The following is a 19,033-nucleotide window of genomic DNA, read 5'->3' as shown; positions in this document are numbered from 1 at the left end:
TCCTTTTGCCGCTCTAGCGGGCCTTAGATACCGATGGTTTGCACGTCGGAGAGGGAGACCTTGCCTACACCGGCAAGGTTGAGCACCATTTCGCCCGAGGCACTGAAGCTGACACTGGTGACCTTGGCCGGCAACAGCGTGCTCATTTGCACCGCCTTGCCATCGACTGTGGTGCTTGCAGTGAAGGTGTAAGTGCCCGGGTCCACTTTCTCGCCACTGTTGTTGGTACCGTCCCAGATGAAGTCGGCGTAACCGGCTTTCTGCTCACCCAACTCGATGGTCTTGACCGTGTTGCCGTCCTTGTCCTTGATGGTGATCTTCGCTTCACTGATGGCCTGGGGCACAACGAACTGGGCATTGAAGCTTTCAGCGGTGTCAACCACGGCCTTGTCGTTCTGAACCACCACCGACCGCCCTACCAGCGACGATGCCTGAAGCGCCTGGGACGAAGCCATGGCACTGGTGATGGCGCTGACCGAGTCGTTCAGCGAGGTAATACCTTCCAGGCTGCTGAACTGCGCCAGCTGGGCAACGAACTCGCCGTTATCCTGCGGGTCCAGCGGGTTCTGGTGCTGCATCTGGGTGACAAGCAACTGCAGGAAAGCATCTTTGCCGAGCGAATCGGTGCCAGTCTTGGATGCAGTGTCCGTGGTCTTTTTGGTGCTGGTGCCCACGCCCGACGCCGACAGCACGTCATTGAGGTTCACACCGTTAGTATCGATTGCCATGGTCCGAATTCCTTATCACTGCCCCAGGGTCAGCACTTTCTGCATCATGGTCTTGGCCGTGTTCATCAGTTCGGCATTGGTCTGGAACGCGCGGCTGGCAGAGATCATGTCAGCCATCTCCTCGACCACGTTGACGTTCGGGTAGTAGACGTAGCCGTCCTTGTTCGCCGCCGGGTGGTTCGGCTCGTAACGGGCCTCCAGGGTGCTCTGGTCTTCGACGATGCCTTTTACCTGCACGCCCTGCCCTGCCTCACCCTGGTCTTCGAACAGCGACTGGCTGCTGCCGGCCTGTGCGTCCTGGAAGGTGGTGGCGAACACCGGGTGGCGAGCGCGGTAGGTCTGGTCGATGCTCGAAGACACGGTCTCGGCGTTGGCGATGTTGGACGCCACGGTATTCAGGCGCGTGTTCTGCGCGCTCATACCGCTACCGGCAATGTTGAAAACACTGGAAAGGGACATGGTCATTCTCCCCGCAGGGCGGAAACCAGCCCTTTGAATTTACTGTTGAGCAACGTGAAGCTGGCCTGGAAGCCGATGGCGTTTTCGGTGTAGTTCGATTGCTCGATCTGCGCGTCCACGGTGTTCTGGTCGATCGACGGCTGCAGCGGCGTGCGGTACTTGAGGGTATCGTCAGCGGCGATGGCGAGGCCTTCGGCTTCGATGTGCCGGCTGTTGGTACGGTCCATGGCGAAGCGGCCGCTTTGCTGCTTGCTGGTTTCGGCGGCGAGCACCGAAGAAAAGTCCATGTCACGCGCCTTGTAGTTGGGCGTGTCGGCGTTGGCGATGTTGTTGGCCAGCACTTCAGCGCGCTGGGCGCGGAAGCCCAGTGCCTTTTCGTGAATGCCAAGCGCCTTGTCGAAGCTGATGCTCATGTCGGGGAAACCTTCAGAGGTTGACCGGAATGTCGTTGAGCAAGGTATAGCAAGGGCTGTGCCAACGCGTGAAAAGCCCGGAAACACAGGCTTTCGAGGGACGGTGGTGTCAGGGTGATGCCAGAAAAGCGGCAAAGGCCTTCCGCCTTGGGCGGTGAAAGCGGCAATTGGCGGGTGGCAAAAGCGGCAAATCAAAAAATTGACGTCAGTCTTTCCCCTGTACCGGCCTCTTCGCGGGCGCGCCCGCGAAGAGGCCGGTACAGGCAAACAAAAAGGCCGGCAACTTTCGCTGCCGGCCTTTGTGCTTACTTGGCCTGGTAGATGATCCCCGGGCTGCACTGCACCATCTGGTAATGATCCGGCAACCCGTTCAGGGCTTCCGAGGCGCCGAGGAACAGGTAGCCACCCGGCTTCAGGGTGCTGTGAATGCGCAGCAGGATGTCCTTCTTCACCTGCGCCGAGAAGTAGATCAGCACGTTGCGACAGAACACGATGTCGAACTTGCCCAGGCTGGCATAGCTGTCGAGCAGGTTGAACGAGCGGAACTCGACGCGGCTGCGAATGGCCGGCTTCACCGCCCAGCGTCCTGGCCCCTTGGGGTCGAAGTAGCGCTGCAGGCGCTCCTGCGACAGGCCGCGGGCAATCGCCAGGCTGTCGTACTCACCGGTCTTACAGTTGGTGAGCATGGTGCCTGACAGGTCGGTGGCCACAATCTGCGCCCCCATCTTCAGCTGGCCCAGATTGCTGCGCTCGAACTCGTCGATGGCCATCGAGATGGAATACGGCTCCTGCCCCGACGAACAGGCCGCCGACCACATGCGCAGGCGCTGGCCAGGGTTGTTGCGGATGAACTCGGGAATCACCTTGTTCTTCAACACTTCGAACGGGTAGGTATCGCGAAACCACAGGGTCTCGTTGGTGGTCATGGCATCCACCACCTGCTCGCGCAAACCGCCGCGCGGCTGGGCCTGGATGCGCTGTACCAGCTCGCCCAGACTCTTAATGCCCTGTTGTTCCATCAGCTTGTTGAGACGGCTGGAAACCAGGTACTGCTTATTCTCGCCCAGCAGGATGCCACAGGCTTTCTCCAGGAATACCCGGAACTGTTCGAAATCCAAATTACCCGTAGACACTACTGCCGCCTCTTTTCAATCACTGGTGCCGGGGGCCTGCCCCCGGCTGCTTCAATGCGCTGCCTTGATCCGGTCGACCACCCGCTGGGCCAGGTCGTCCGGCTTGAACTTGGCCAGGAAGTCATCGGCGCCGACCTTCTTGACCATTGCCTGGTTGAACACCCCGGAGAGCGAAGTATGCAGGCAGATGTGCAATTTTTGCATGCGCGGGTCGCTGCGGATCTCCGCCGTTAGCGTATAGCCGTCCATTTCCGGCATTTCAATGTCCGAGATCATCATCAGGAACTCTTCTTCCGGCTTTTTGCCCTCGTCCACCAGCTGACGCAGGTAGTTCAGGGCCTGACGGCCATCATTGAGCGCCACCACCTCCACCCCCACGGTCTGCAGGCAACGGCTGACCTGCTTGCGCGCTACCGACGAATCGTCGACGGTCAGCACCCTCATCAGCACGGCCTTGTCCTGCACTTCGGCGTCGATCACCCCGGCCGATACCGATTCCGACGATGGCGACACTTCGGCCAGCACCTTCTCCACATCGATGATCTCGACCATCCGGTTGTCCACCCGGGTGACCGCCGTCAGGTAGTGGTCACGGCCAGTGCCCTTGGGTGGCGGATGGATCTCTTCCCAGTTCATGTTGACGATGCGCTCCACCGAGTGCACCAGGAAGCCCTGGGTCTTGGTGTTGTACTCAGTGATGATCACGAAGCTGTTGCGCGTGTCTTCCTGCAGCGGCCGCAACCCGGTGGCCATCGACAGGTCGAGAATCGGGATGGTCGCCCCGCGAATGTTGGCAACGCCACGCACCACCGGGTGCGCCTTGGGCAGCAGGGTCAGCGCAGGGCATTGCAGCACTTCCCTGACCTTGAACACGTTGATGCCGTAAAGCTGCTCGCCATTGAGGCGAAACAGCAGCAATTCCAGGCGATTCTGCCCCACCAGCTGCGTGCGCTGGTTGACCGAATCCATAACACCCGCCATGCCAGACTCCTTAATCTTTCAGCCTTTCGTTGCAACTCAGGTAGCGAGTCGGCACGGGCTTTGCTTTTTTGAGCGTCATGCACACGAAAACGACATTTTTCCGACGATTGACGCGCCTGCTGACCGGCTTGCTGGCCACGCTGTGCCTGCTGGCGCCCGGCGTTCGTACGTTAGCGGACGCGTTCACCTTGCCTGAACAACTTATCGGTGTCACCCAAGGGTTTCTTGAATTCACCGTAGAAGATTACCTGGCCACCACCCAGACCGCAGGCCGTTACGAAATCCAGGTCAACCCGCTGGACCCGCGCCTGCGCATGCCGCTGTGCAGCCAGCCACTGGACGCCTCGCTGGAAAGCCCCGCGCAGCCACTGGGACGGGTGACGGTGCGGGTTCGCTGCGACAGCGCAGCCCCGTGGACAGTGTTTGTGCCGGCTACCGTACGGCTGTTCCGCGACGTGGTGGTGGTAACCCGCCCGCTCAAGCGCGACAACACGGTTGGCGAAGGCGACGTGGCCCTGCGCGAGCGCGATGTCGGCACCCTTGGCCAGGGCTTTCTGACTGAACTGGACCAGGCAGTGGGCATGAAGATGCTGCGCCCCACGGTGATCGACCAGGTGCTCACCCCACAACACCTGGAACAGGCCGAAGTGGTCCGCAAGGGTGACCAGGTGGTGATCATTGCACGCAGCGGCAGCCTGAGCGTGCGTATGCCGGGCGAGGCCCTGAGCAAGGGCGGCCTGAGCGAGCAGATCCGGGTACGCAACCTCAATTCCAAGCGGGTGGTCAAGGCCAGGGTGACCGGCCCCGGCCAGGTCGAGGTCAGTATGTAAGCCAGCCGCCCGATTGCGCTGGCGGTGAGGAACCGCATTTCCTAAACTGTGTCAGAAAACGGGTTACGCGAGCCTGCCGACAGGCGGCGATGCATTTGTGCCTAAAGTTTCTATCGGGTTGGCCGAAAACAAGGCAAGCGTCCAAATACCCAGAGGTTTCTGATCATGGTCATCGACTTCAGTCGTTTGAATAACTCGCCGTCCGTCACGGGCGGTGTGCGCGGCAACTCCGCGTCGGGCAGCGCCGAAAAGCCGGCAGCCAGCCAGGAAGCGGCCAGCGCCACCAGCGCCAGCGGAGAAGCGGTGCACCTCAGCCAAGAGGCCCAGCAGTTGCAGAAGATCAGCGACAAGCTGCGCGACGAGCCCGTGGTCAACAGCGCCCGCGTGGCCCAGTTGAAACAGGCGATCGCCGACGGCAGCTACCAGGTCGATGCTGGCCGGGTCGCCAGCAAACTGCTCGATTTCGAAGCCCAGCGCTGACCGTACGGCGCGCTGACTTCACGGACGCTAGAAAAGCCAAGAGTTAGCCATGCACGACATCACCTTGCTGCAACTGATCGAAGACGACATTGCCCCGATGCAGGAACTGCTCGACCTCCTGCAAAAGGAGTCTGTAGCCCTGCATGGCCGCGATATGGCCCCGCTGGAAAGTATTCTGGCCCGCAAGCAGTCATTGATCGTGTTGCTCGAGCAGCAAGGCCTGCGGCGCAACAACCTGCTTACCAGCCTTGGCCTGAGCGCAGACCGCGCCGGTGTGGAGGCGGTGGCGGCACAATCGCCCAACGGTGAGTTGATCCTGCAACAACTCGACGTGATCAGCCAGTTGATGCAAGCCTGCCAACAGCTTAACGAGACCAATGGCCGGATCATCCAGGTGCAGCAACACGTCACCAGCAACCAGATCCGGATCCTCATGGGCGGCGATTCGCCGTCGCTGTACGACAGCCGCGGCAGCACCTCGCCGCTGGCCAAGCCACGGGCCCTCAGCCAAGTGTGATTTTTCTATCAAGGCACGGAACATACTGGCAAAATGCCGTTACTTGCGTGTGTCGCTTTTGCCTGGAGAACGATAAGCCGTGTTCAATGAATCCGATGCCCCGCAACCGCCAAAGGTGCTGAGCACCCCTTTGGAGATTGCGGCCAACTTGCGGCAGCTGCAGGAAAGCCACGACCCCCTCATCATCACCTTCCACGACCGTAGCCAGCGCTTTCAGAGCTATGTGGTGCATGTGGACCGTGAAAGCAACACCCTGGCCCTGGACGAAATGATCCCCCGCGATGGTGAGAAGTTCATCGAGAACGGCGAGCACTTCCGCATCGAAGGTTTCCACGATGGCGTGCGCATCGCCTGGGAATGCAACCACGCGCTGAAGATTACCGAAGTCGACGGCCACCGCTGCTACAGCGGCCCCATGCCAGAAGAGATGACCTACCACCAGCGCCGCAATGCCTTCCGCGCCGCGCTGAAGTTGTCGCAGCTGGTCGATATCATCCTCGACGGCGCTCACCTGAAGGGCAACGGCGCCCTGCGCGGCAAACTGCTGGATATCTCGGCTACCGGCTGCAAACTGCGCTTTGAAGGCAACGTCGAAGACCGCCTGCAACTGGGCCAGGTGTACGAGCGTTTCAAGGCGGGCAACCCGCTGGGCCTGGTGGACACCATGGTCGAACTGCGCCACCTGCACTATGAAGAGCGCATCAACACCACCTTTGCCGGCGTACGCTTCCATAACCTGAGCGGGCAGGCACAGCGCAAGATCGAGAGCTTTGTGTACCAGCTGCAGCGTGAGGCGCGGCGGTTCGACAAGGACGACTACTGATCGTCGGCTAGCTGTTAAGCAAAAACGCCACCTGCTGAGGTGGCGTTTTCATTTGTGCTCTTCCTGCCCCGCGAAGAGGCCGGTACTGGCTTACACCGACTTGCTGGCCTCCTGCGGTTCAGCGGCCTGTGGCTCAGCCCCCTTCTCTTCATCCTCGGTATCTTCAGCCGCTACCGGCGCCTGCATCATGTCCTGTACGGTCTGCTCATCCACCCGTGGGTCCAGCGCTGCCGACAACGGCGAACCGGCCGCCGGCATCGCCACGTGGCCCAGCGGCGCATCCTGAACCTGGTGCAGCCCGGTAACCGCTTTCGGCCGAATGCGCCACACCAGCACCAGGGCGAAGAACACAAAGAACGCATACAGCATCTGTGCGCCCAGCACCTTCATCAGCACGCCCGCCGCCAGTGGCCCGATGCACGCACCCACACCGTAGGTCACCAGCAGCATGGCGGTCAGCGACACCCGCCGCTCGCTTTCCACGTGGTCGTTGGAAAACGCCACCGCCAGCGGGTACAGGCAGAACTGCAGCAACGAAATCAAAAAGCCGATACCGAACAGCAACTCCAGCGGCACACTGGGCAGTATCGCCAAGGGCGCAGCAGCCAACGCCAGGCCTATTGCCACGCTGCGAATCAGCACCGCCCGGTCGTAACGGTCAGACAACCAGCCCAGTGGCCACTGCACCAAAAGGCCAGCGAAAATACAGCTACCCATGAACAGACCGACCTGCTCGGTGGTCATCCCTTGGCTGGAGGCATACAAGGGCGCCAGGCCGTAGAACGAGCCGACGATCAATCCCGAGCCCAATACCGTACTGAGCGATTGCGGCACACGCTTGATAAAGAACTTCGGCTCCATCGGCGCCGGGCGCAAGGGCGCCGGGTGAATGCGCCGGGTCATCGCCACCGGCACCAGGCACAAGGCAAAGCACATCGCCACCAGCATCAGCAGCTCCGGGCCAAGCGCGGGGTGCACCACCAGGATCAGCTGGCCAAGCACCAGCCCCAGGTACGATGCGATCATGTAGCCGCTGAACACCGCGCCACGGTGCTTCACGTCAGCCTGCTCGTTGAGCCAGCTCTCGATGACCATGTATTGGCACATCATGCCCAGGCCCACGATCATGCGCAGCCCGACCCAGGCCGGCAGCCAGCTGGTCAGGCCATGGCCAAGCACTGCCGCACCGACGATGCCGGCGCAGGTGGCATAGGCGCGAATGTGCCCTACCCGGCCGATCAGCCGGTGGCCGACCTTGCCGCCCACCGCCAGGCCAAAATAGTTGGCCGCCATCAACGCGCCCACCCACAGGCTGTCGACGTGGTCGGCCGCCAGGCGCAACGCCAGGTAGGTACTGAGCAGGCCCGAGCCGATCAACATCATCAGCGCGGCGAAATACAACGACTGAAACGGCTTCCATACATTTCGCATACGTCCCGCAATGCTCCCTGGTCAGGTGGCGGTAGGTGCTAGCAGCATAAGGGCAAACGCCGGTCAGTGCAGGCCCCCGACTGCAAAATGGTGCAGCCGGGGCGTGTCCGGTGCAGGTCGTGTCGCGATCAGGCCTGTGCCGCCAGCACCCGGCGCTCCCACGGGGTGATTTCGTCGAAGAAATCGGTCAGCTCCAGGGTCTTGCTGGCGATGTAGCCTTCGATGAACTCACCGCCGAACAGTTCCCGCGCCAGCGCGCTGCGCTTGAGACGCTCCAGCGCCGCATGGAGGGTGCATGGCAAGCTCAAGTGCTCCGGCACTTCGAACTCGCCCTGAATCGCCGGCGAAGGTTGCAGGCGCTGCTCGATGCCATGCAACCCCGCGGCCAGGGAGGCGGCGATGGCCAGGTAGGGGTTGGCGTCGGCGCCGGGCAAGCGGTTTTCCACCCGCCGCGCTACCGGTGCACTGGCCGGGATGCGCAGGCCTGCTGCACGATTGTCCTCGGACCAGCAGGCGTTGTTCGGCGAAGCATAGGGGTGGCACAGCCGCTGGTACGAGTTGACGTTGGGCGCAAACAGCGCAGTGAAGTCGGCCATGCATGCCTGCAGGCCGCCAATGAAATGGTGGAAGGTTTCGGTAGGCTGGCCCTGCTCATCGCTGAACACGTTACGCCCGCTGCCGGTATCGACCAGGCTCTGGTGAATATGCATGGAACTGCCAGGCGTGCGCGCCAGCGGTTTGGCCATGCACACCACGGTCAGCCCGTGCTTGAGTGCCACTTCCTTGAGCAGGTGTTTGAACAGGAAGGTCTGGTCGGCCAGCAGCAGCGGGTCGCCGTGCAGCAGGTTGATCTCGAACTGGCTGACACCCATTTCATGCATGAAGGTGTCGCGCGGCAGGCCGAGCGCGGCCATGCACCGGTACACCTCCTTGAAGAACGGGCGCAGGCCGTTGTTGGAACTGATACTGAACGCCGAGTGGCCAAGCTCACGGCGGCCATCGATGCCTACGGGGGGCTGGAACGGTTGCTGCGGGTCGCTGTTGGGGGCAAAGACAAAGAATTCGAGCTCGGTCGCCACCACTGGGGCCAGGCCCAGCGCCGCATAGCGGGCGATCACGGCCTTGAGCTGGCCACGGGTGGACAGTGCCGAGGGACGACCATCCAGTTCATTGGCGTCGCAAATGGCCAGGGCGCGGCCGTCGTTGCTCCAGGGCAGGCGATGGACCTGGCTGGGTTCGGCGACCAGTGCCAGGTCGCCGTCGTCGCTGCCATAGAACTTCGCCGGCGGGTAACCGCCCATGATGCATTGCAGCAACACCCCGCGTGCCATCTGCAGACGGCGGCCTTCGAGGAAGCCCTCGGCGGTCATCACCTTGCCGCGCGGCACGCCGTTGAGGTCGGGGGTGACGCATTCGATTTCATCGATGCCCTGAAGCTGAGCGGTGCTCATGACGCTTGTCCTTGTTGTTGTGCGCTGACAACAACATAGGCTGGGGGTGTTTAAAATATCAAGCACCCTCTTTAACACCTGTGCTGGCCACTACTCCCGCAAGGTCATGCCATTGGCCGGCAGGGGCAAAGCGGTTTTGTACCGCACCTGCTTCAAGGCAAAACTCGAGCGTATATTCGCCACCCCCGGCAACCGCGTGAGGTAATCGAGAAACCGCTCCAGCGCCTGAATACTCGGCAGCAGTACCCGCAACAGGTAATCCGGGTCGCCCGTCATCAGGTAGCACTCCATCACCTCGGGCCGTTCGGCAATTTCTTCCTCGAAGCGGTGCAGCGACTGCTCTACCTGCTTTTCCAGGCTGACATGGATGAACACATTCACATCCAGCCCCAACGCCTCGGGCGACAACAAGGTCACCTGCTGGCGGATCACCCCCAGCTCTTCCATGGCCCGCACCCGGTTGAAACAGGGCGTGGGCGACAGGTTGACCGAGCGTGCCAGCTCGGCGTTGGTGATGCGGGCGTTTTCCTGCAGGCTGTTGAGAATGCCGATATCGGTACGATCGAGTTTGCGCATGAGACAAAATCACCGGTTTTTTGTGTTTATGCGGAATGTTTATCTGCCCCGCTCGGCAAAGGCAATCAACTTGAGAGAAAAATTCTCCTGCCGGACCACTAAGATGTAGGGGACGCTGACTTACCAGTCACAAGCCGGTACTCAGCGGCGGCCGCTTCAGAGCTCACAAAAACAAATACCCGAGCGAGCGTAAAAAGCATGAACGAGTACGCCCCCCTGCGTTTGCATGTGCCCGAGCCCACCGGCCGGCCAGGCTGCCAGACCGATTTTTCCTACCTGCGCCTGAACGATGCAGGTCAAGCCCGTAAACCCCCTATCGATGTCGACGCTGCCGACACCGCCGACCTGTCCTACAGCCTGGTCCGCGTGCTCGACGAGCAAGGCGACGCCCAAGGCCCGTGGGCCGAAGACATCGACCCACAGATCCTGCGCCAAGGCATGCGCGCCATGCTCAAGACGCGGATTTTCGACAGCCGCATGGTGGTTGCCCAGCGCCAGAAGAAGATGTCCTTCTACATGCAGAGCCTGGGCGAAGAAGCCATCGGCAGCGGCCAGGCGCTGGCGCTTAACCGCACCGACATGTGCTTCCCCACCTACCGTCAGCAAAGCATCCTGATGGCCCGCGACGTGTCGCTGGTGGAGATGATCTGCCAGTTGCTGTCCAACGAACGCGACCCCCTCAAGGGCCGCCAGCTGCCGATCATGTACTCGGTGCGCGAGGCTGGCTTCTTCACCATCAGCGGCAACCTGGCGACCCAGTTCGTGCAGGCCGTCGGCTGGGCCATGGCCTCGGCCATCAAGGGCGATACCAAGATTGCCTCGGCCTGGATCGGTGACGGCGCCACGGCCGAGTCAGACTTCCACACCGCCCTCACCTTTGCCCACGTTTACCGCGCCCCCGTGATCCTCAACGTGGTCAACAACCAGTGGGCCATCTCAACCTTCCAGGCCATCGCCGGTGGCGAGTCGACCACCTTCGCCGGCCGTGGCGTGGGCTGCGGCATCGCTTCGCTGCGGGTGGACGGCAACGACTTCGTCGCCGTTTACGCCGCTTCGCGCTGGGCTGCCGAACGTGCCCGCCGTGGTTTGGGCCCGAGCCTGATCGAGTGGGTCACCTACCGTGCCGGCCCGCACTCGACCTCGGACGACCCGTCCAAGTACCGCCCTGCCGATGACTGGAGCCACTTCCCGCTGGGTGACCCGATCGCCCGCCTGAAGCAGCACCTGATCAAGATCGGCCACTGGTCCGAAGAAGAACACCAGGCCACCACGGCCGAGTTCGAAGCGGCCGTGATTGCTGCGCAAAAAGAAGCCGAGCAGTACGGCACCCTGGCCAACGGTCACATCCCGAGCGCCGCCTCGATGTTCGAGGACGTGTACAAGGAGATGCCCGACCACCTGCGCCGCCAACGCCAGGAACTGGGGGTTTGAGATGAACGACCACAACAACAGCATCAACCCGGAAACCGCCATGGCCACCACTACCATGACCATGATCCAGGCCCTGCGCTCGGCCATGGATGTCATGCTTGAGCGCGACGACAATGTGGTGGTGTACGGCCAGGACGTCGGCTACTTCGGCGGCGTGTTCCGCTGCACCGAAGGCCTGCAGACCAAGTACGGCAAGTCCCGCGTGTTCGACGCGCCCATCTCTGAAAGCGGGATCGTCGGCACCGCCGTGGGCATGGGTGCCTACGGCCTGCGCCCGGTGGTGGAAATCCAGTTCGCTGACTACTTCTACCCGGCCTCCGACCAGATCGTTTCTGAAATGGCCCGCCTGCGCTACCGTTCGGCCGGCGAGTTCATCGCCCCGCTGACCCTGCGCATGCCCTGCGGTGGCGGTATCTATGGCGGCCAGACCCACAGCCAGAGCCCGGAAGCGATGTTCACTCAGGTGTGCGGCCTGCGCACCGTGATGCCATCTAACCCGTACGACGCCAAAGGCCTGCTGATTGCCTCGATCGAATGCGACGACCCGGTGATCTTCCTGGAGCCCAAGCGCCTGTACAACGGCCCGTTCGACGGCCACCATGACCGCCCGGTTACGCCGTGGTCGAAACACCCGCACAGCGCCGTGCCCGATGGCTACTACACCGTGCCACTGGACAAGGCCGCCATCACCCGCCCCGGCAATGACGTGACCGTGCTCACCTATGGCACCACCGTGTACGTGGCCCAGGTGGCCGCCGAAGAAAGTGGCGTGGATGCCGAAGTGATCGACCTGCGCAGCCTGTGGCCGCTAGACCTGGACACCATCGTCGAGTCGGTAAAAAAGACCGGCCGTTGCGTGGTAGTACACGAGGCCACCCGTACCTGTGGCTTTGGCGCAGAACTGGTGTCGCTGGTGCAGGAGCACTGCTTCCACCACCTGGAGGCGCCGATCGAGCGCGTCACCGGTTGGGACACCCCCTACCCTCACGCGCAGGAATGGGCTTACTTCCCAGGGCCTTCGCGGGTAGGTGCGGCATTGAAAAAGGTCATGGAGGTCTGAATGGGCACGCACGTCATCAAGATGCCGGACATTGGCGAAGGCATCGCGCAGGTCGAGTTGGTGGAATGGTTCGTCAAGGTGGGCGACATCATCGCCGAGGACCAGGTAGTAGCCGACGTCATGACCGACAAGGCCACCGTGGAAATCCCGTCGCCGGTCAGCGGCAAGGTGCTGGCCTTAGGTGGCCAGCCAGGTGAAGTGATGGCGGTCGGCAGTGAGCTGATCCGCATCGAAGTGGAAGGCAGCGGCAACCATGTGGATGTGCCGCAAGCCAAGCCGGCCGAAGTGCCTGCGGCACCGGTAGCCGCTAAACCTGAACCACAGAAAGACGTTAAACCGGCGGCGTACCAGGCGTCAGCCAGCCACGACGCAGCGCCCATCGTGCCGCGCCAGCCGGGCGACAAGCCGCTGGCCTCGCCGGCGGTGCGCAAACGTGCCCTCGATGCCGGCATCGAATTGCGTTATGTACACGGCAGCGGCCCGGCCGGGCGCATCCTGCACGAAGACCTCGACGCGTTCATGAGCAAACCGCAAAGCGCTGCCGGGCAAACCCCCAATGGCTATGCCAGGCGCACCGACAGCGAGCAGGTGCCGGTGATCGGCCTGCGCCGCAAGATCGCCCAGCGCATGCAGGACGCCAAGCGCCGGGTCGCGCACTTCAGCTATGTGGAAGAAATCGACGTCACCGCCCTGGAAGCCCTGCGCCAGCAGCTCAACAGCAAGCATGGCGACAGCCGCGGCAAGCTGACACTGCTGCCGTTCCTGGTGCGCGCCCTGGTCGTGGCGCTGCGTGACTTCCCGCAGATCAACGCCACCTACGATGACGAAGCGCAGATCATCACCCGCCATGGCGCGGTGCATGTGGGCATCGCCACACAAGGTGACAACGGCCTGATGGTACCTGTGCTGCGCCACGCCGAAGCGGGCAGCCTGTGGGCCAATGCCGGTGAGATTTCACGCCTGGCCAACGCTGCGCGCAACAACAAGGCCAGCCGCGAAGAGCTGTCCGGTTCGACCATTACCCTGACCAGCCTCGGCGCCCTGGGCGGCATCGTCAGCACGCCGGTGGTCAACACCCCGGAAGTGGCAATCGTCGGTGTCAACCGCATGGTTGAGCGGCCCGTGGTGATCGACGGCCAGATCGTCGTGCGCAAGATGATGAACCTGTCCAGCTCGTTCGACCACCGCGTGGTCGATGGCATGGACGCCGCCCTGTTCATCCAGGCCGTGCGTGGCCTGCTCGAACAACCCGCCTGCCTGTTCGTGGAGTGAGCATGCAACAGACTATCCAGACAACCCTGTTGATCATCGGCGGCGGCCCTGGCGGCTATGTGGCGGCCATCCGCGCTGGGCAACTGGGCATCCCTACCGTGCTGGTGGAAGGCCAGGCGCTGGGCGGTACCTGCCTGAACATCGGCTGCATTCCGTCCAAGGCGCTGATCCATGTGGCCGAGCAGTTCCACCAGGCCTCGCGCTTTACCGAACCCTCGCCGCTGGGCATCAGCGTGGCTTCGCCACGCCTGGACATCGGCCAGAGCGTGGCCTGGAAAGACGGCATCGTCGACCGCCTCACCACCGGTGTCGCCGGCCTGCTGAAAAAGCACGGGGTGAAGGTGGTGCACGGCTGGGCCAAGGTGCTTGATGGCAAGCAGGTCGAGGTGGATGGCCAGCGCATCCAGTGCGAGCACCTGTTGCTGGCCACGGGCTCCAGCAGTATCGAACTGCCGATGCTGCCCTTGGGTGGGCCGGTGATTTCCTCAACCGAGGCCCTGGCACCGAAAGCCCTGCCGCAACACCTGGTGGTGGTGGGCGGTGGCTACATCGGCCTGGAGCTGGGCATCGCCTACCGCAAGCTCGGCGCGCAGGTCAGCGTGGTGGAAGCGCGCGAGCGCATCCTGCCGACTTACGACAGCGAACTGACCGCCCCGGTGGCCGAGTCGCTGAAAAAGCTGGGTATCGCCCTGCACCTTGGCCACAGCGTCGAAGGTTACGAAAATGGCTGCCTGCTGGCCAACGATGGCAAGGGCGGACAACTGCGCCTGGAAGCCGACCAGGTGCTGGTAGCCGTGGGCCGCCGCCCACGCACCAAGGGCTTCAACCTGGAATGCCTGGACCTGAAGATGAATGGTGCCGCCATTGCCATCGACGAGCGCTGCCAGACCAGCATGCACAACGTCTGGGCCATCGGCGACGTGGCCGGCGAACCGATGCTGGCGCACCGGGCCATGGCCCAGGGCGAGATGGTGGCCGAGATCATCGCCGGCAAAGCACGCCGCTTCGAACCCGCTGCGATAGCCGCCGTGTGCTTCACCGACCCGGAAGTGGTCGTGGTCGGCAAGACGCCGGAACAGGCCAGTCAGCAAGGCCTGGACTGCATCGTCGCGCAGTTCCCGTTCGCCGCCAACGGGCGGGCCATGAGCCTGGAGTCGAAAAGCGGTTTCGTGCGCGTGGTCGCGCGGCGTGACAACCACCTGATCCTGGGCTGGCAAGCGGTTGGCGTGGCGGTTTCCGAGCTGTCCACGGCGTTTGCCCAGTCGCTGGAGATGGGTGCCTGCCTGGAGGATGTGGCCGGTACCATCCATGCCCACCCGACCCTGGGTGAAGCGGTACAGGAAGCGGCACTGCGTGCCCTGGGCCACGCCCTGCATATCTGACACTGAAGCGGCCGAGGCCGATTTGGCCCGCCGCGCCGAGAGGCGCTGCGGGTCTTTTTTCATTCATGCGGCCAGCACCGGTTACTCTGCAATGGCGTTCTTGCCAGCCCCCTTGGCCCGGTACAGCGCCTTGTCAGCCCGTGCCAGCAGTGCATGCTGGTCCTCCCCTTCCTGCCACTGCACCACGCCATAACTCATGGTCAGTCGGCATTCGCCCACCGGCTCCAGTTGCGCCATCACCTGGCGCAAGCGCCCGGCGACATCCAGCGCCTCGCCCAGCGTGCTCTGCGGCATTACGATAACGAACTCGTCCCCGCCCCAGCGCGCCAACAGGTCCAGTTCGCGCAGGCAGGTCCGCAGGCTGTCGACCATCCGCACCAGCGCTGCATCGCCCCGGGCATGCCCGTAGCGGTCGTTGATCGGTTTGAAATCATCCAGGTCCATGGCGATCAGCGACAACGGCTGGCGGAAACGCTGAGCCCGCTCGCACTCCAGCTGCAAGGCCTTTTCCAACCGATAGCGGTTGGCAATGCGGGTTAACGCATCGCGCTCGGCCAACTCACGGTTCTCGTCCAGTTGCCGCTGCAACTGCTGGTTCACCCGGGACAACTCACGGGTGCGCTCGGCCACTTGCCCTTCCAGCGACTGGTTCTTCTGCTCCAGCTGCGCCACCAGGCGTTTGCCGGCGTCGATGTTGCGGTGCGCACCGAGCATGCGCGCCACCGAACCGTCTTCGTTACGGTCGATGATGTAGCCGCTGTCTTCGATCCACAGGTAGCTGCCATCGTGGCAACGGCAGCGGTATTCGATGAGGTAGCGCTCGTTGCGCTGACTGATGTACGCCTCGAAATGCGCCATTACCCGTGGGTAGTCTTCCGGGTGAATCACGCTTTCCCAGGTCAGTACCGAGTTGGCCATGGAGTGGCTGGCGTAGCCGAGCATCGCGTACCAGCCCGGGTTGCGATAGACGTAGCCGGTGTTGGCATTCCAGTCCCAGATGCCATCGCTGATCAACTCGAACAATGTGTGCAACTGCTGTTCACTGAAGCCAGCGGGGGCCGGCCTGGTTTCCTGATTCATGGACGCTCTCCCTGATGCCCAGCAACTGCGCTCCGGTCAAGGGGCTGCCGACAATGGTGGTTATTGCCGCACGCGGCAAAATCATGCCTGTGACGGGCAAGCATATGCCCGCCAGCGTGCAACCGGAATAGCTCCAACGCCCAATTTCCAGCCGGCATAGCGCTGGCATGGCTTTTGCGCTTAACGCCTACCAACACGATTTCCAAGGAGGAAACATGATAATCGCCCACAACGGCGTCAGCTGGCAGCCCACGCTCCATCAACCACAGCGCACCAACGATGAACAGGCTGTGGCGCAGGCTACGGATTTCCGCACGGCAATCACCACCGCCAGCACGACAGCCCAGCAGCAAAACCAAGGCAACACGGCGCAGCAGAACGCTGAGGATGCCCGGGAGGAGGCTTTCGCCAAACTCAAGGTGATGCTGCAAAACCTTGGCTCTGGCGTAACCGGGCAGGAAAGCACGGAGCAACTGACCACCAGCACTGCCCGGCAAGCGTTTCAGGAGCTGATGTCCAAATCGCACGGCGAGATGATCAAGGAAAAACTGCTCAGCGAAATTGGCCTGACCGAAGCGCAGTACGAAGCCCTGCCGCCAGAGGTGAAGGCCAAGGTCGGCGAGTTGATCGCTCAGCGCTTGCAAGAGGAGATCGAGAACCAGGTCCAGGAGAAAGCACAAGAACAGCTCTCCCAGGCAGACGGCACATCAGATGGCAATGAAGACGCGATAAGCCACGTGTGAGGATTGGCGACGAGGCCTGTCGGGGGCGCCACCCGACAGGCAGCGCCAAGGCTCAAGCCAACTGCAGCAGCGCCTCCTCCACCGCAGCCACCACCTGGTTGCCCTTGGCACCCGGTAATCGCCACGCGGCAATGGTCATGCCCAAAGGCACCGCGCAGTCGATGGGCGCCACCAGTTCGCCGCTGTCCAGATAGCGTTGCACCAGGCTTCTGCGCCCGATCAGCACACCGGCAGCCAGCAACGCCTGCTGCAATGCAATCGAGTACAGGGAAAAACCCGGCCCACGGGCCACGAAATTGTGCCCCGGCATGGCTGCGCCGGCCCACACCGCCCAGTCATTCCAGCCTACGTCAGCAATGCAACGGGCATTGGCAAGGTCCGCAGGGGTGATGATGCTCTCTGCCAAGGCGGGTACGCATACGGGCAACACTTCTTCCGTGGCGATCCTGCGCTGCCAGCGTTCGGGTTTTTCGGTGTAGAACAGGCACAGGTCGAATGGGCTGCGTTTGAGGTTGGGCGGCTCATCCACCGCCGTAACCGAAATCTCGATGGGCGCCAGCAGGCGGGTCAGTTCCGGCAGGCGGGGCCCTATCCACAACTGCGCCAGGGCCGGCGACGTTACAATGTGCACACGCTGCGGCGCAGCCAGCCGCCGTAACGTGCGCGCGGCAGCTTCCACTGCATCGAACGCCTCGGTGAACTGGCTTTTCACGCTCTCACCCAGGGGCGTCAGGCGTACGCCCTTGGCATGGCGCTCGAACAACGCAGCGCCGTATTCGTTTTCCAGCGTCTTGACCAAGGCGGCGATGGCCCCTGGGGTGACCTTGAGTTCGAGGGCGGCACGCGCGAAACCGCCCAGGCGCGCAGACGCCTCGAAGGCACGCAAGGCATTGAGCTGGAGCGAGTGCCGGGTGGGGCTGTCGAGATACACGGTATGAGGCCTATATTTTTTAGGCCTACTATTTCAGAAATCTGACGTTGTGGCCAACTGTCAGGCGCATTAACGTGAGGGTGTCCATGCACCCTCCGAACAGCTTCAAGGAACTCCCATGCAGTCCCCAAGCGCGACCCAAGCATTCAAGCAGGGCGCACAAAGCGTTCTGCCGTTGACCTCCGGCATTGTGCCTTTTGGCCTGATCACTGGGGTTACGGCAATCGGCATGGGCCTGTCACCCGCCGACGCCATTGGCATGACCTTGCTGTTCTACTCCGGCTCTGCGCAAATGGTGGTGATGCAATTGATGCAAAACGCCGCCCTGCCAGTGACGATGGTGGTCACCGCACTGGTGATCAACCTGCGTTTTCTGATGTACAGCGCCAGCCTGGCCCCACACCTGGGCCACCTCCCGCGCCGTCACAAATGGCCAATGGCGTTCATGCTGTCGGATCAGTCCTTCGCCCTGTGCACACTGAAAATGGGCACAGGCGGACTAGGCCAGCATGCCTACCCCTATTACGCCGGCACGGCGATCACCATGTGGTTCGGCTGGAACCTCTCGGTACTGGCGGGCATGTACCTGGGCGCAGGCATTCCGGAAGACTGGTCACTGGGTTTTGCCATACCGTTGTCTTTTCTGGCCTTGCTGATACCCGGCATTCGCAATACCGCCATGCTCGGCGCCGCGCTGACCGGTGGCGTGCTTGCGGTGCTGGCCGTTGACCTGCCCTACAACCTTGGCCTGCTGACCGGTGCCGTCGGCGGAATCATCGCCGGGCTGGCCATCGAGAGTCGGCAAAAACAACACGCCGTACCTGAAGCCCATACAGAGCAGAAAGCATCATGAGCGAAACGACCCAGTGGATAACCTTCGTGCTGATTGGCCTGGGCACCTTCGCCATCCGGCTGTCGTTCATCGAACTGCACACGGTGTTGCGCATCCCGCCTCTGTTTCGCCGCGCATTGGCCTATGTGCCGGCCAGTGTACTGGCTGCGCTGGTGTTGCCGGCCGTGGTCTTCCCTGACCGGCATGCCGGGTTCGACTGGACGAACCCGCAGATACCCGCGGCGGTCCTGGCTGCGTTGGTAGCCTGGCGCACACGCAGCACGATGCTGACGCTGGTTGTGGGCATGGGGGTGTTGTGGGCGTTGAAGCACTGGGGGCTTTAGGAGAAAGTGTCAGCCGTGCGACATGAAGCGCAACAGTCCTTAGGAAAAATCAGCAGGATGTTGTGCATAGAAATCGTTTGAGGTCCTTGGCCTTATTGTCCATGGTGGCAGCCTGGTAGCTATTTGCCACGCGTGG

21 protein-coding genes are annotated in these 19,033 nt (G+C 62.4%); 11 read left to right on the top strand and 10 right to left on the bottom strand.

The features are described from left to right. Positions 1-23: 23 nt before the first annotated feature. The 5 genes from flgD to PM2_RS22625 all read right to left on the bottom strand — a co-directional run bounded on the left by flgD (position 24) and on the right by PM2_RS22625 (position 3,714). The gene (flgD, locus tag PM2_RS22645) at positions 24-728 is read right to left on the bottom strand and encodes a flagellar hook assembly protein FlgD (RefSeq protein WP_016711819.1); all 705 of its coding nucleotides are present in this window, start codon (positions 726-728) and stop codon (positions 24-26) included. A gap of 15 nt (positions 729-743) precedes the next feature. Continuing rightward, positions 744-1,187: a flagellar basal body rod protein FlgC gene (gene flgC, locus PM2_RS22640; RefSeq protein ID WP_027609421.1), complete on the bottom strand. Its 444-nt coding sequence runs from the start codon at positions 1,185-1,187 to the stop codon at positions 744-746. A gap of 2 nt (positions 1,188-1,189) precedes the next feature. Continuing rightward, positions 1,190-1,600, bottom strand: coding sequence for a flagellar basal body rod protein FlgB (flgB, locus tag PM2_RS22635; RefSeq protein WP_016711821.1), 411 nt, complete (start codon positions 1,598-1,600; stop codon positions 1,190-1,192). A 305-nt stretch (positions 1,601-1,905) separates the two neighbouring features. After that, the gene (cheR, locus tag PM2_RS22630; RefSeq protein ID WP_004575768.1) at positions 1,906-2,733 is read right to left on the bottom strand and encodes a protein-glutamate O-methyltransferase CheR; all 828 of its coding nucleotides are present in this window, start codon (positions 2,731-2,733) and stop codon (positions 1,906-1,908) included. A 51-nt stretch (positions 2,734-2,784) separates the two neighbouring features. Further along, positions 2,785-3,714: a chemotaxis protein CheV gene (locus PM2_RS22625; RefSeq protein ID WP_010955104.1), complete on the bottom strand. Its 930-nt coding sequence runs from the start codon at positions 3,712-3,714 to the stop codon at positions 2,785-2,787. Between the two features lie 77 nt (positions 3,715-3,791). Between PM2_RS22625 and flgA the strand changes: the two genes are divergently transcribed. The 4 genes from flgA to PM2_RS22605 all read left to right on the top strand — a co-directional run bounded on the left by flgA (position 3,792) and on the right by PM2_RS22605 (position 6,364). Further along, positions 3,792-4,544 (top strand): flagellar basal body P-ring formation chaperone FlgA, encoded by a 753-nt coding sequence (gene flgA, locus PM2_RS22620; RefSeq protein WP_016711822.1) that lies wholly within the window; start codon positions 3,792-3,794, stop codon positions 4,542-4,544. Between the two features lie 165 nt (positions 4,545-4,709). Then, a complete protein-coding gene (gene flgM / locus PM2_RS22615; RefSeq protein ID WP_016711823.1) occupies positions 4,710-5,024 on the top strand; it encodes a flagellar biosynthesis anti-sigma factor FlgM in 315 nt (104 codons plus the stop codon). Between the two features lie 49 nt (positions 5,025-5,073). Then, positions 5,074-5,541, top strand: coding sequence for a flagella synthesis protein FlgN (locus tag PM2_RS22610; RefSeq protein WP_028699581.1), 468 nt, complete (start codon positions 5,074-5,076; stop codon positions 5,539-5,541). Positions 5,542-5,620: 79 nt separating this feature from the next. After that, on the top strand, positions 5,621-6,364 hold the full coding sequence (locus tag PM2_RS22605) for a flagellar brake protein (RefSeq protein ID WP_016711825.1): 744 nt from the start codon (positions 5,621-5,623) through the stop codon (positions 6,362-6,364). 90 nt (positions 6,365-6,454) lie between these two features. On the opposite strand, the gene PM2_RS22600 is transcribed toward PM2_RS22605, so the two are convergent. The 3 genes from PM2_RS22600 to bkdR all read right to left on the bottom strand — a co-directional run bounded on the left by PM2_RS22600 (position 6,455) and on the right by bkdR (position 9,822). Beyond that, the gene (locus PM2_RS22600) at positions 6,455-7,795 is read right to left on the bottom strand and encodes an MFS transporter (RefSeq protein ID WP_016711826.1); all 1,341 of its coding nucleotides are present in this window, start codon (positions 7,793-7,795) and stop codon (positions 6,455-6,457) included. Between the two features lie 128 nt (positions 7,796-7,923). After that, on the bottom strand, positions 7,924-9,165 hold the full coding sequence (locus tag PM2_RS22595) for a glutamine synthetase family protein (protein ID WP_161775525.1): 1,242 nt from the start codon (positions 9,163-9,165) through the stop codon (positions 7,924-7,926). Between the two features lie 171 nt (positions 9,166-9,336). Then, positions 9,337-9,822, bottom strand: a complete 486-nt coding sequence (gene bkdR / locus PM2_RS22590) for a Bkd operon transcriptional regulator BkdR (protein WP_012273540.1) — start codon at positions 9,820-9,822, stop codon at positions 9,337-9,339. A gap of 198 nt (positions 9,823-10,020) precedes the next feature. Here bkdR and PM2_RS22585 point away from each other — a divergent pair, with 198 nt between their 5' ends. From PM2_RS22585 to lpdA, 4 genes are read left to right on the top strand one after another with little or no spacing between them, the layout of a single operon-like run. Then, the gene (locus PM2_RS22585; RefSeq protein ID WP_016711828.1) at positions 10,021-11,253 is read left to right on the top strand and encodes a 3-methyl-2-oxobutanoate dehydrogenase (2-methylpropanoyl-transferring) subunit alpha; all 1,233 of its coding nucleotides are present in this window, start codon (positions 10,021-10,023) and stop codon (positions 11,251-11,253) included. A gap of 1 nt (position 11,254) precedes the next feature. Beyond that, the gene (locus PM2_RS22580; protein ID WP_012273542.1) at positions 11,255-12,313 is read left to right on the top strand and encodes an alpha-ketoacid dehydrogenase subunit beta; all 1,059 of its coding nucleotides are present in this window, start codon (positions 11,255-11,257) and stop codon (positions 12,311-12,313) included. Then, positions 12,314-13,585 (top strand): dihydrolipoamide acetyltransferase family protein, encoded by a 1,272-nt coding sequence (locus tag PM2_RS22575; RefSeq protein ID WP_028699582.1) that lies wholly within the window; start codon positions 12,314-12,316, stop codon positions 13,583-13,585. It abuts the gene before it with no gap. A gap of 2 nt (positions 13,586-13,587) precedes the next feature. Continuing rightward, positions 13,588-14,967, top strand: a complete 1,380-nt coding sequence (lpdA, locus tag PM2_RS22570; RefSeq protein WP_028699583.1) for a dihydrolipoyl dehydrogenase — start codon at positions 13,588-13,590, stop codon at positions 14,965-14,967. Between the two features lie 81 nt (positions 14,968-15,048). Here the strand turns inward: lpdA and PM2_RS22565 are convergent, their stop codons facing one another. Continuing rightward, positions 15,049-16,047, bottom strand: a complete 999-nt coding sequence (locus PM2_RS22565; RefSeq protein WP_016711831.1) for a sensor domain-containing diguanylate cyclase — start codon at positions 16,045-16,047, stop codon at positions 15,049-15,051. A 215-nt stretch (positions 16,048-16,262) separates the two neighbouring features. Between PM2_RS22565 and PM2_RS22560 the strand changes: the two genes are divergently transcribed. Then, complete coding sequence (locus PM2_RS22560; RefSeq protein ID WP_028699584.1) at positions 16,263-16,790, top strand: hypothetical protein; 528 nt, start codon at positions 16,263-16,265, stop codon at positions 16,788-16,790. 52 nt (positions 16,791-16,842) lie between these two features. On the opposite strand, the gene PM2_RS22555 is transcribed toward PM2_RS22560, so the two are convergent. Further along, positions 16,843-17,721 (bottom strand): LysR family transcriptional regulator, encoded by an 879-nt coding sequence (locus PM2_RS22555; protein ID WP_016711834.1) that lies wholly within the window; start codon positions 17,719-17,721, stop codon positions 16,843-16,845. Positions 17,722-17,839: 118 nt separating this feature from the next. Here PM2_RS22555 and PM2_RS22550 point away from each other — a divergent pair, with 118 nt between their 5' ends. Continuing rightward, entirely contained in the window at positions 17,840-18,574 is a 735-nt protein-coding gene (locus tag PM2_RS22550; protein ID WP_016711835.1) for an AzlC family ABC transporter permease, read from the top strand. After that, entirely contained in the window at positions 18,571-18,897 is a 327-nt protein-coding gene (locus tag PM2_RS22545; protein ID WP_016711836.1) for an AzlD domain-containing protein, read from the top strand. Before PM2_RS22550 ends, PM2_RS22545 begins: the two co-directional genes overlap by 4 nt. Positions 18,898-19,033: the final 136 nt, after the last annotated feature.

Origin of the sequence: Pseudomonas monteilii NBRC 103158 = DSM 14164, from assembly GCF_000730605.1 — a bacterium.
GTDB classification, from domain to species: Bacteria; Pseudomonadota; Gammaproteobacteria; order Pseudomonadales; family Pseudomonadaceae; genus Aquipseudomonas; species Aquipseudomonas monteilii.
Note: the sequence above shows the minus strand (reverse complement) of the source record. Positions and strands in the feature narration are given on the sequence as shown.

What these genes read in the sequence shown, in the direction of transcription:
- PM2_RS22610 (WP_028699581.1), top strand. Translation starts at nt 5,074, where the DNA reads ATGCACGACATCACCTTGCTGCAACTGATCGAAGACGACATTGCCCCG.
- lpdA (WP_028699583.1), top strand. Translation starts at nt 13,588, where the DNA reads ATGCAACAGACTATCCAGACAACCCTGTTGATCATCGGCGGCGGCCCT.
- bkdR (WP_012273540.1), bottom strand. Translation starts at nt 9,822, where the DNA reads ATGCGCAAACTCGATCGTACCGATATCGGCATTCTCAACAGCCTGCAG.
- flgA (WP_016711822.1), top strand. Translation starts at nt 3,792, where the DNA reads ATGCACACGAAAACGACATTTTTCCGACGATTGACGCGCCTGCTGACC.
- PM2_RS22575 (WP_028699582.1), top strand. Translation starts at nt 12,314, where the DNA reads ATGGGCACGCACGTCATCAAGATGCCGGACATTGGCGAAGGCATCGCG.
- PM2_RS22545 (WP_016711836.1), top strand. Translation starts at nt 18,571, where the DNA reads ATGAGCGAAACGACCCAGTGGATAACCTTCGTGCTGATTGGCCTGGGC.
- PM2_RS22550 (WP_016711835.1), top strand. Translation starts at nt 17,840, where the DNA reads ATGCAGTCCCCAAGCGCGACCCAAGCATTCAAGCAGGGCGCACAAAGC.
- PM2_RS22585 (WP_016711828.1), top strand. Translation starts at nt 10,021, where the DNA reads ATGAACGAGTACGCCCCCCTGCGTTTGCATGTGCCCGAGCCCACCGGC.
- PM2_RS22625 (WP_010955104.1), bottom strand. Translation starts at nt 3,714, where the DNA reads ATGGCGGGTGTTATGGATTCGGTCAACCAGCGCACGCAGCTGGTGGGG.
- PM2_RS22580 (WP_012273542.1), top strand. Translation starts at nt 11,255, where the DNA reads ATGAACGACCACAACAACAGCATCAACCCGGAAACCGCCATGGCCACC.
- PM2_RS22565 (WP_016711831.1), bottom strand. Translation starts at nt 16,047, where the DNA reads ATGAATCAGGAAACCAGGCCGGCCCCCGCTGGCTTCAGTGAACAGCAG.
- flgD (WP_016711819.1), bottom strand. Translation starts at nt 728, where the DNA reads ATGGCAATCGATACTAACGGTGTGAACCTCAATGACGTGCTGTCGGCG.
- PM2_RS22600 (WP_016711826.1), bottom strand. Translation starts at nt 7,795, where the DNA reads ATGCGAAATGTATGGAAGCCGTTTCAGTCGTTGTATTTCGCCGCGCTG.
- flgM (WP_016711823.1), top strand. Translation starts at nt 4,710, where the DNA reads ATGGTCATCGACTTCAGTCGTTTGAATAACTCGCCGTCCGTCACGGGC.
- PM2_RS22560 (WP_028699584.1), top strand. Translation starts at nt 16,263, where the DNA reads ATGATAATCGCCCACAACGGCGTCAGCTGGCAGCCCACGCTCCATCAA.
- PM2_RS22595 (WP_161775525.1), bottom strand. Translation starts at nt 9,165, where the DNA reads ATGACCGCCGAGGGCTTCCTCGAAGGCCGCCGTCTGCAGATGGCACGC.
- flgB (WP_016711821.1), bottom strand. Translation starts at nt 1,600, where the DNA reads ATGAGCATCAGCTTCGACAAGGCGCTTGGCATTCACGAAAAGGCACTG.
- flgC (WP_027609421.1), bottom strand. Translation starts at nt 1,187, where the DNA reads ATGTCCCTTTCCAGTGTTTTCAACATTGCCGGTAGCGGTATGAGCGCG.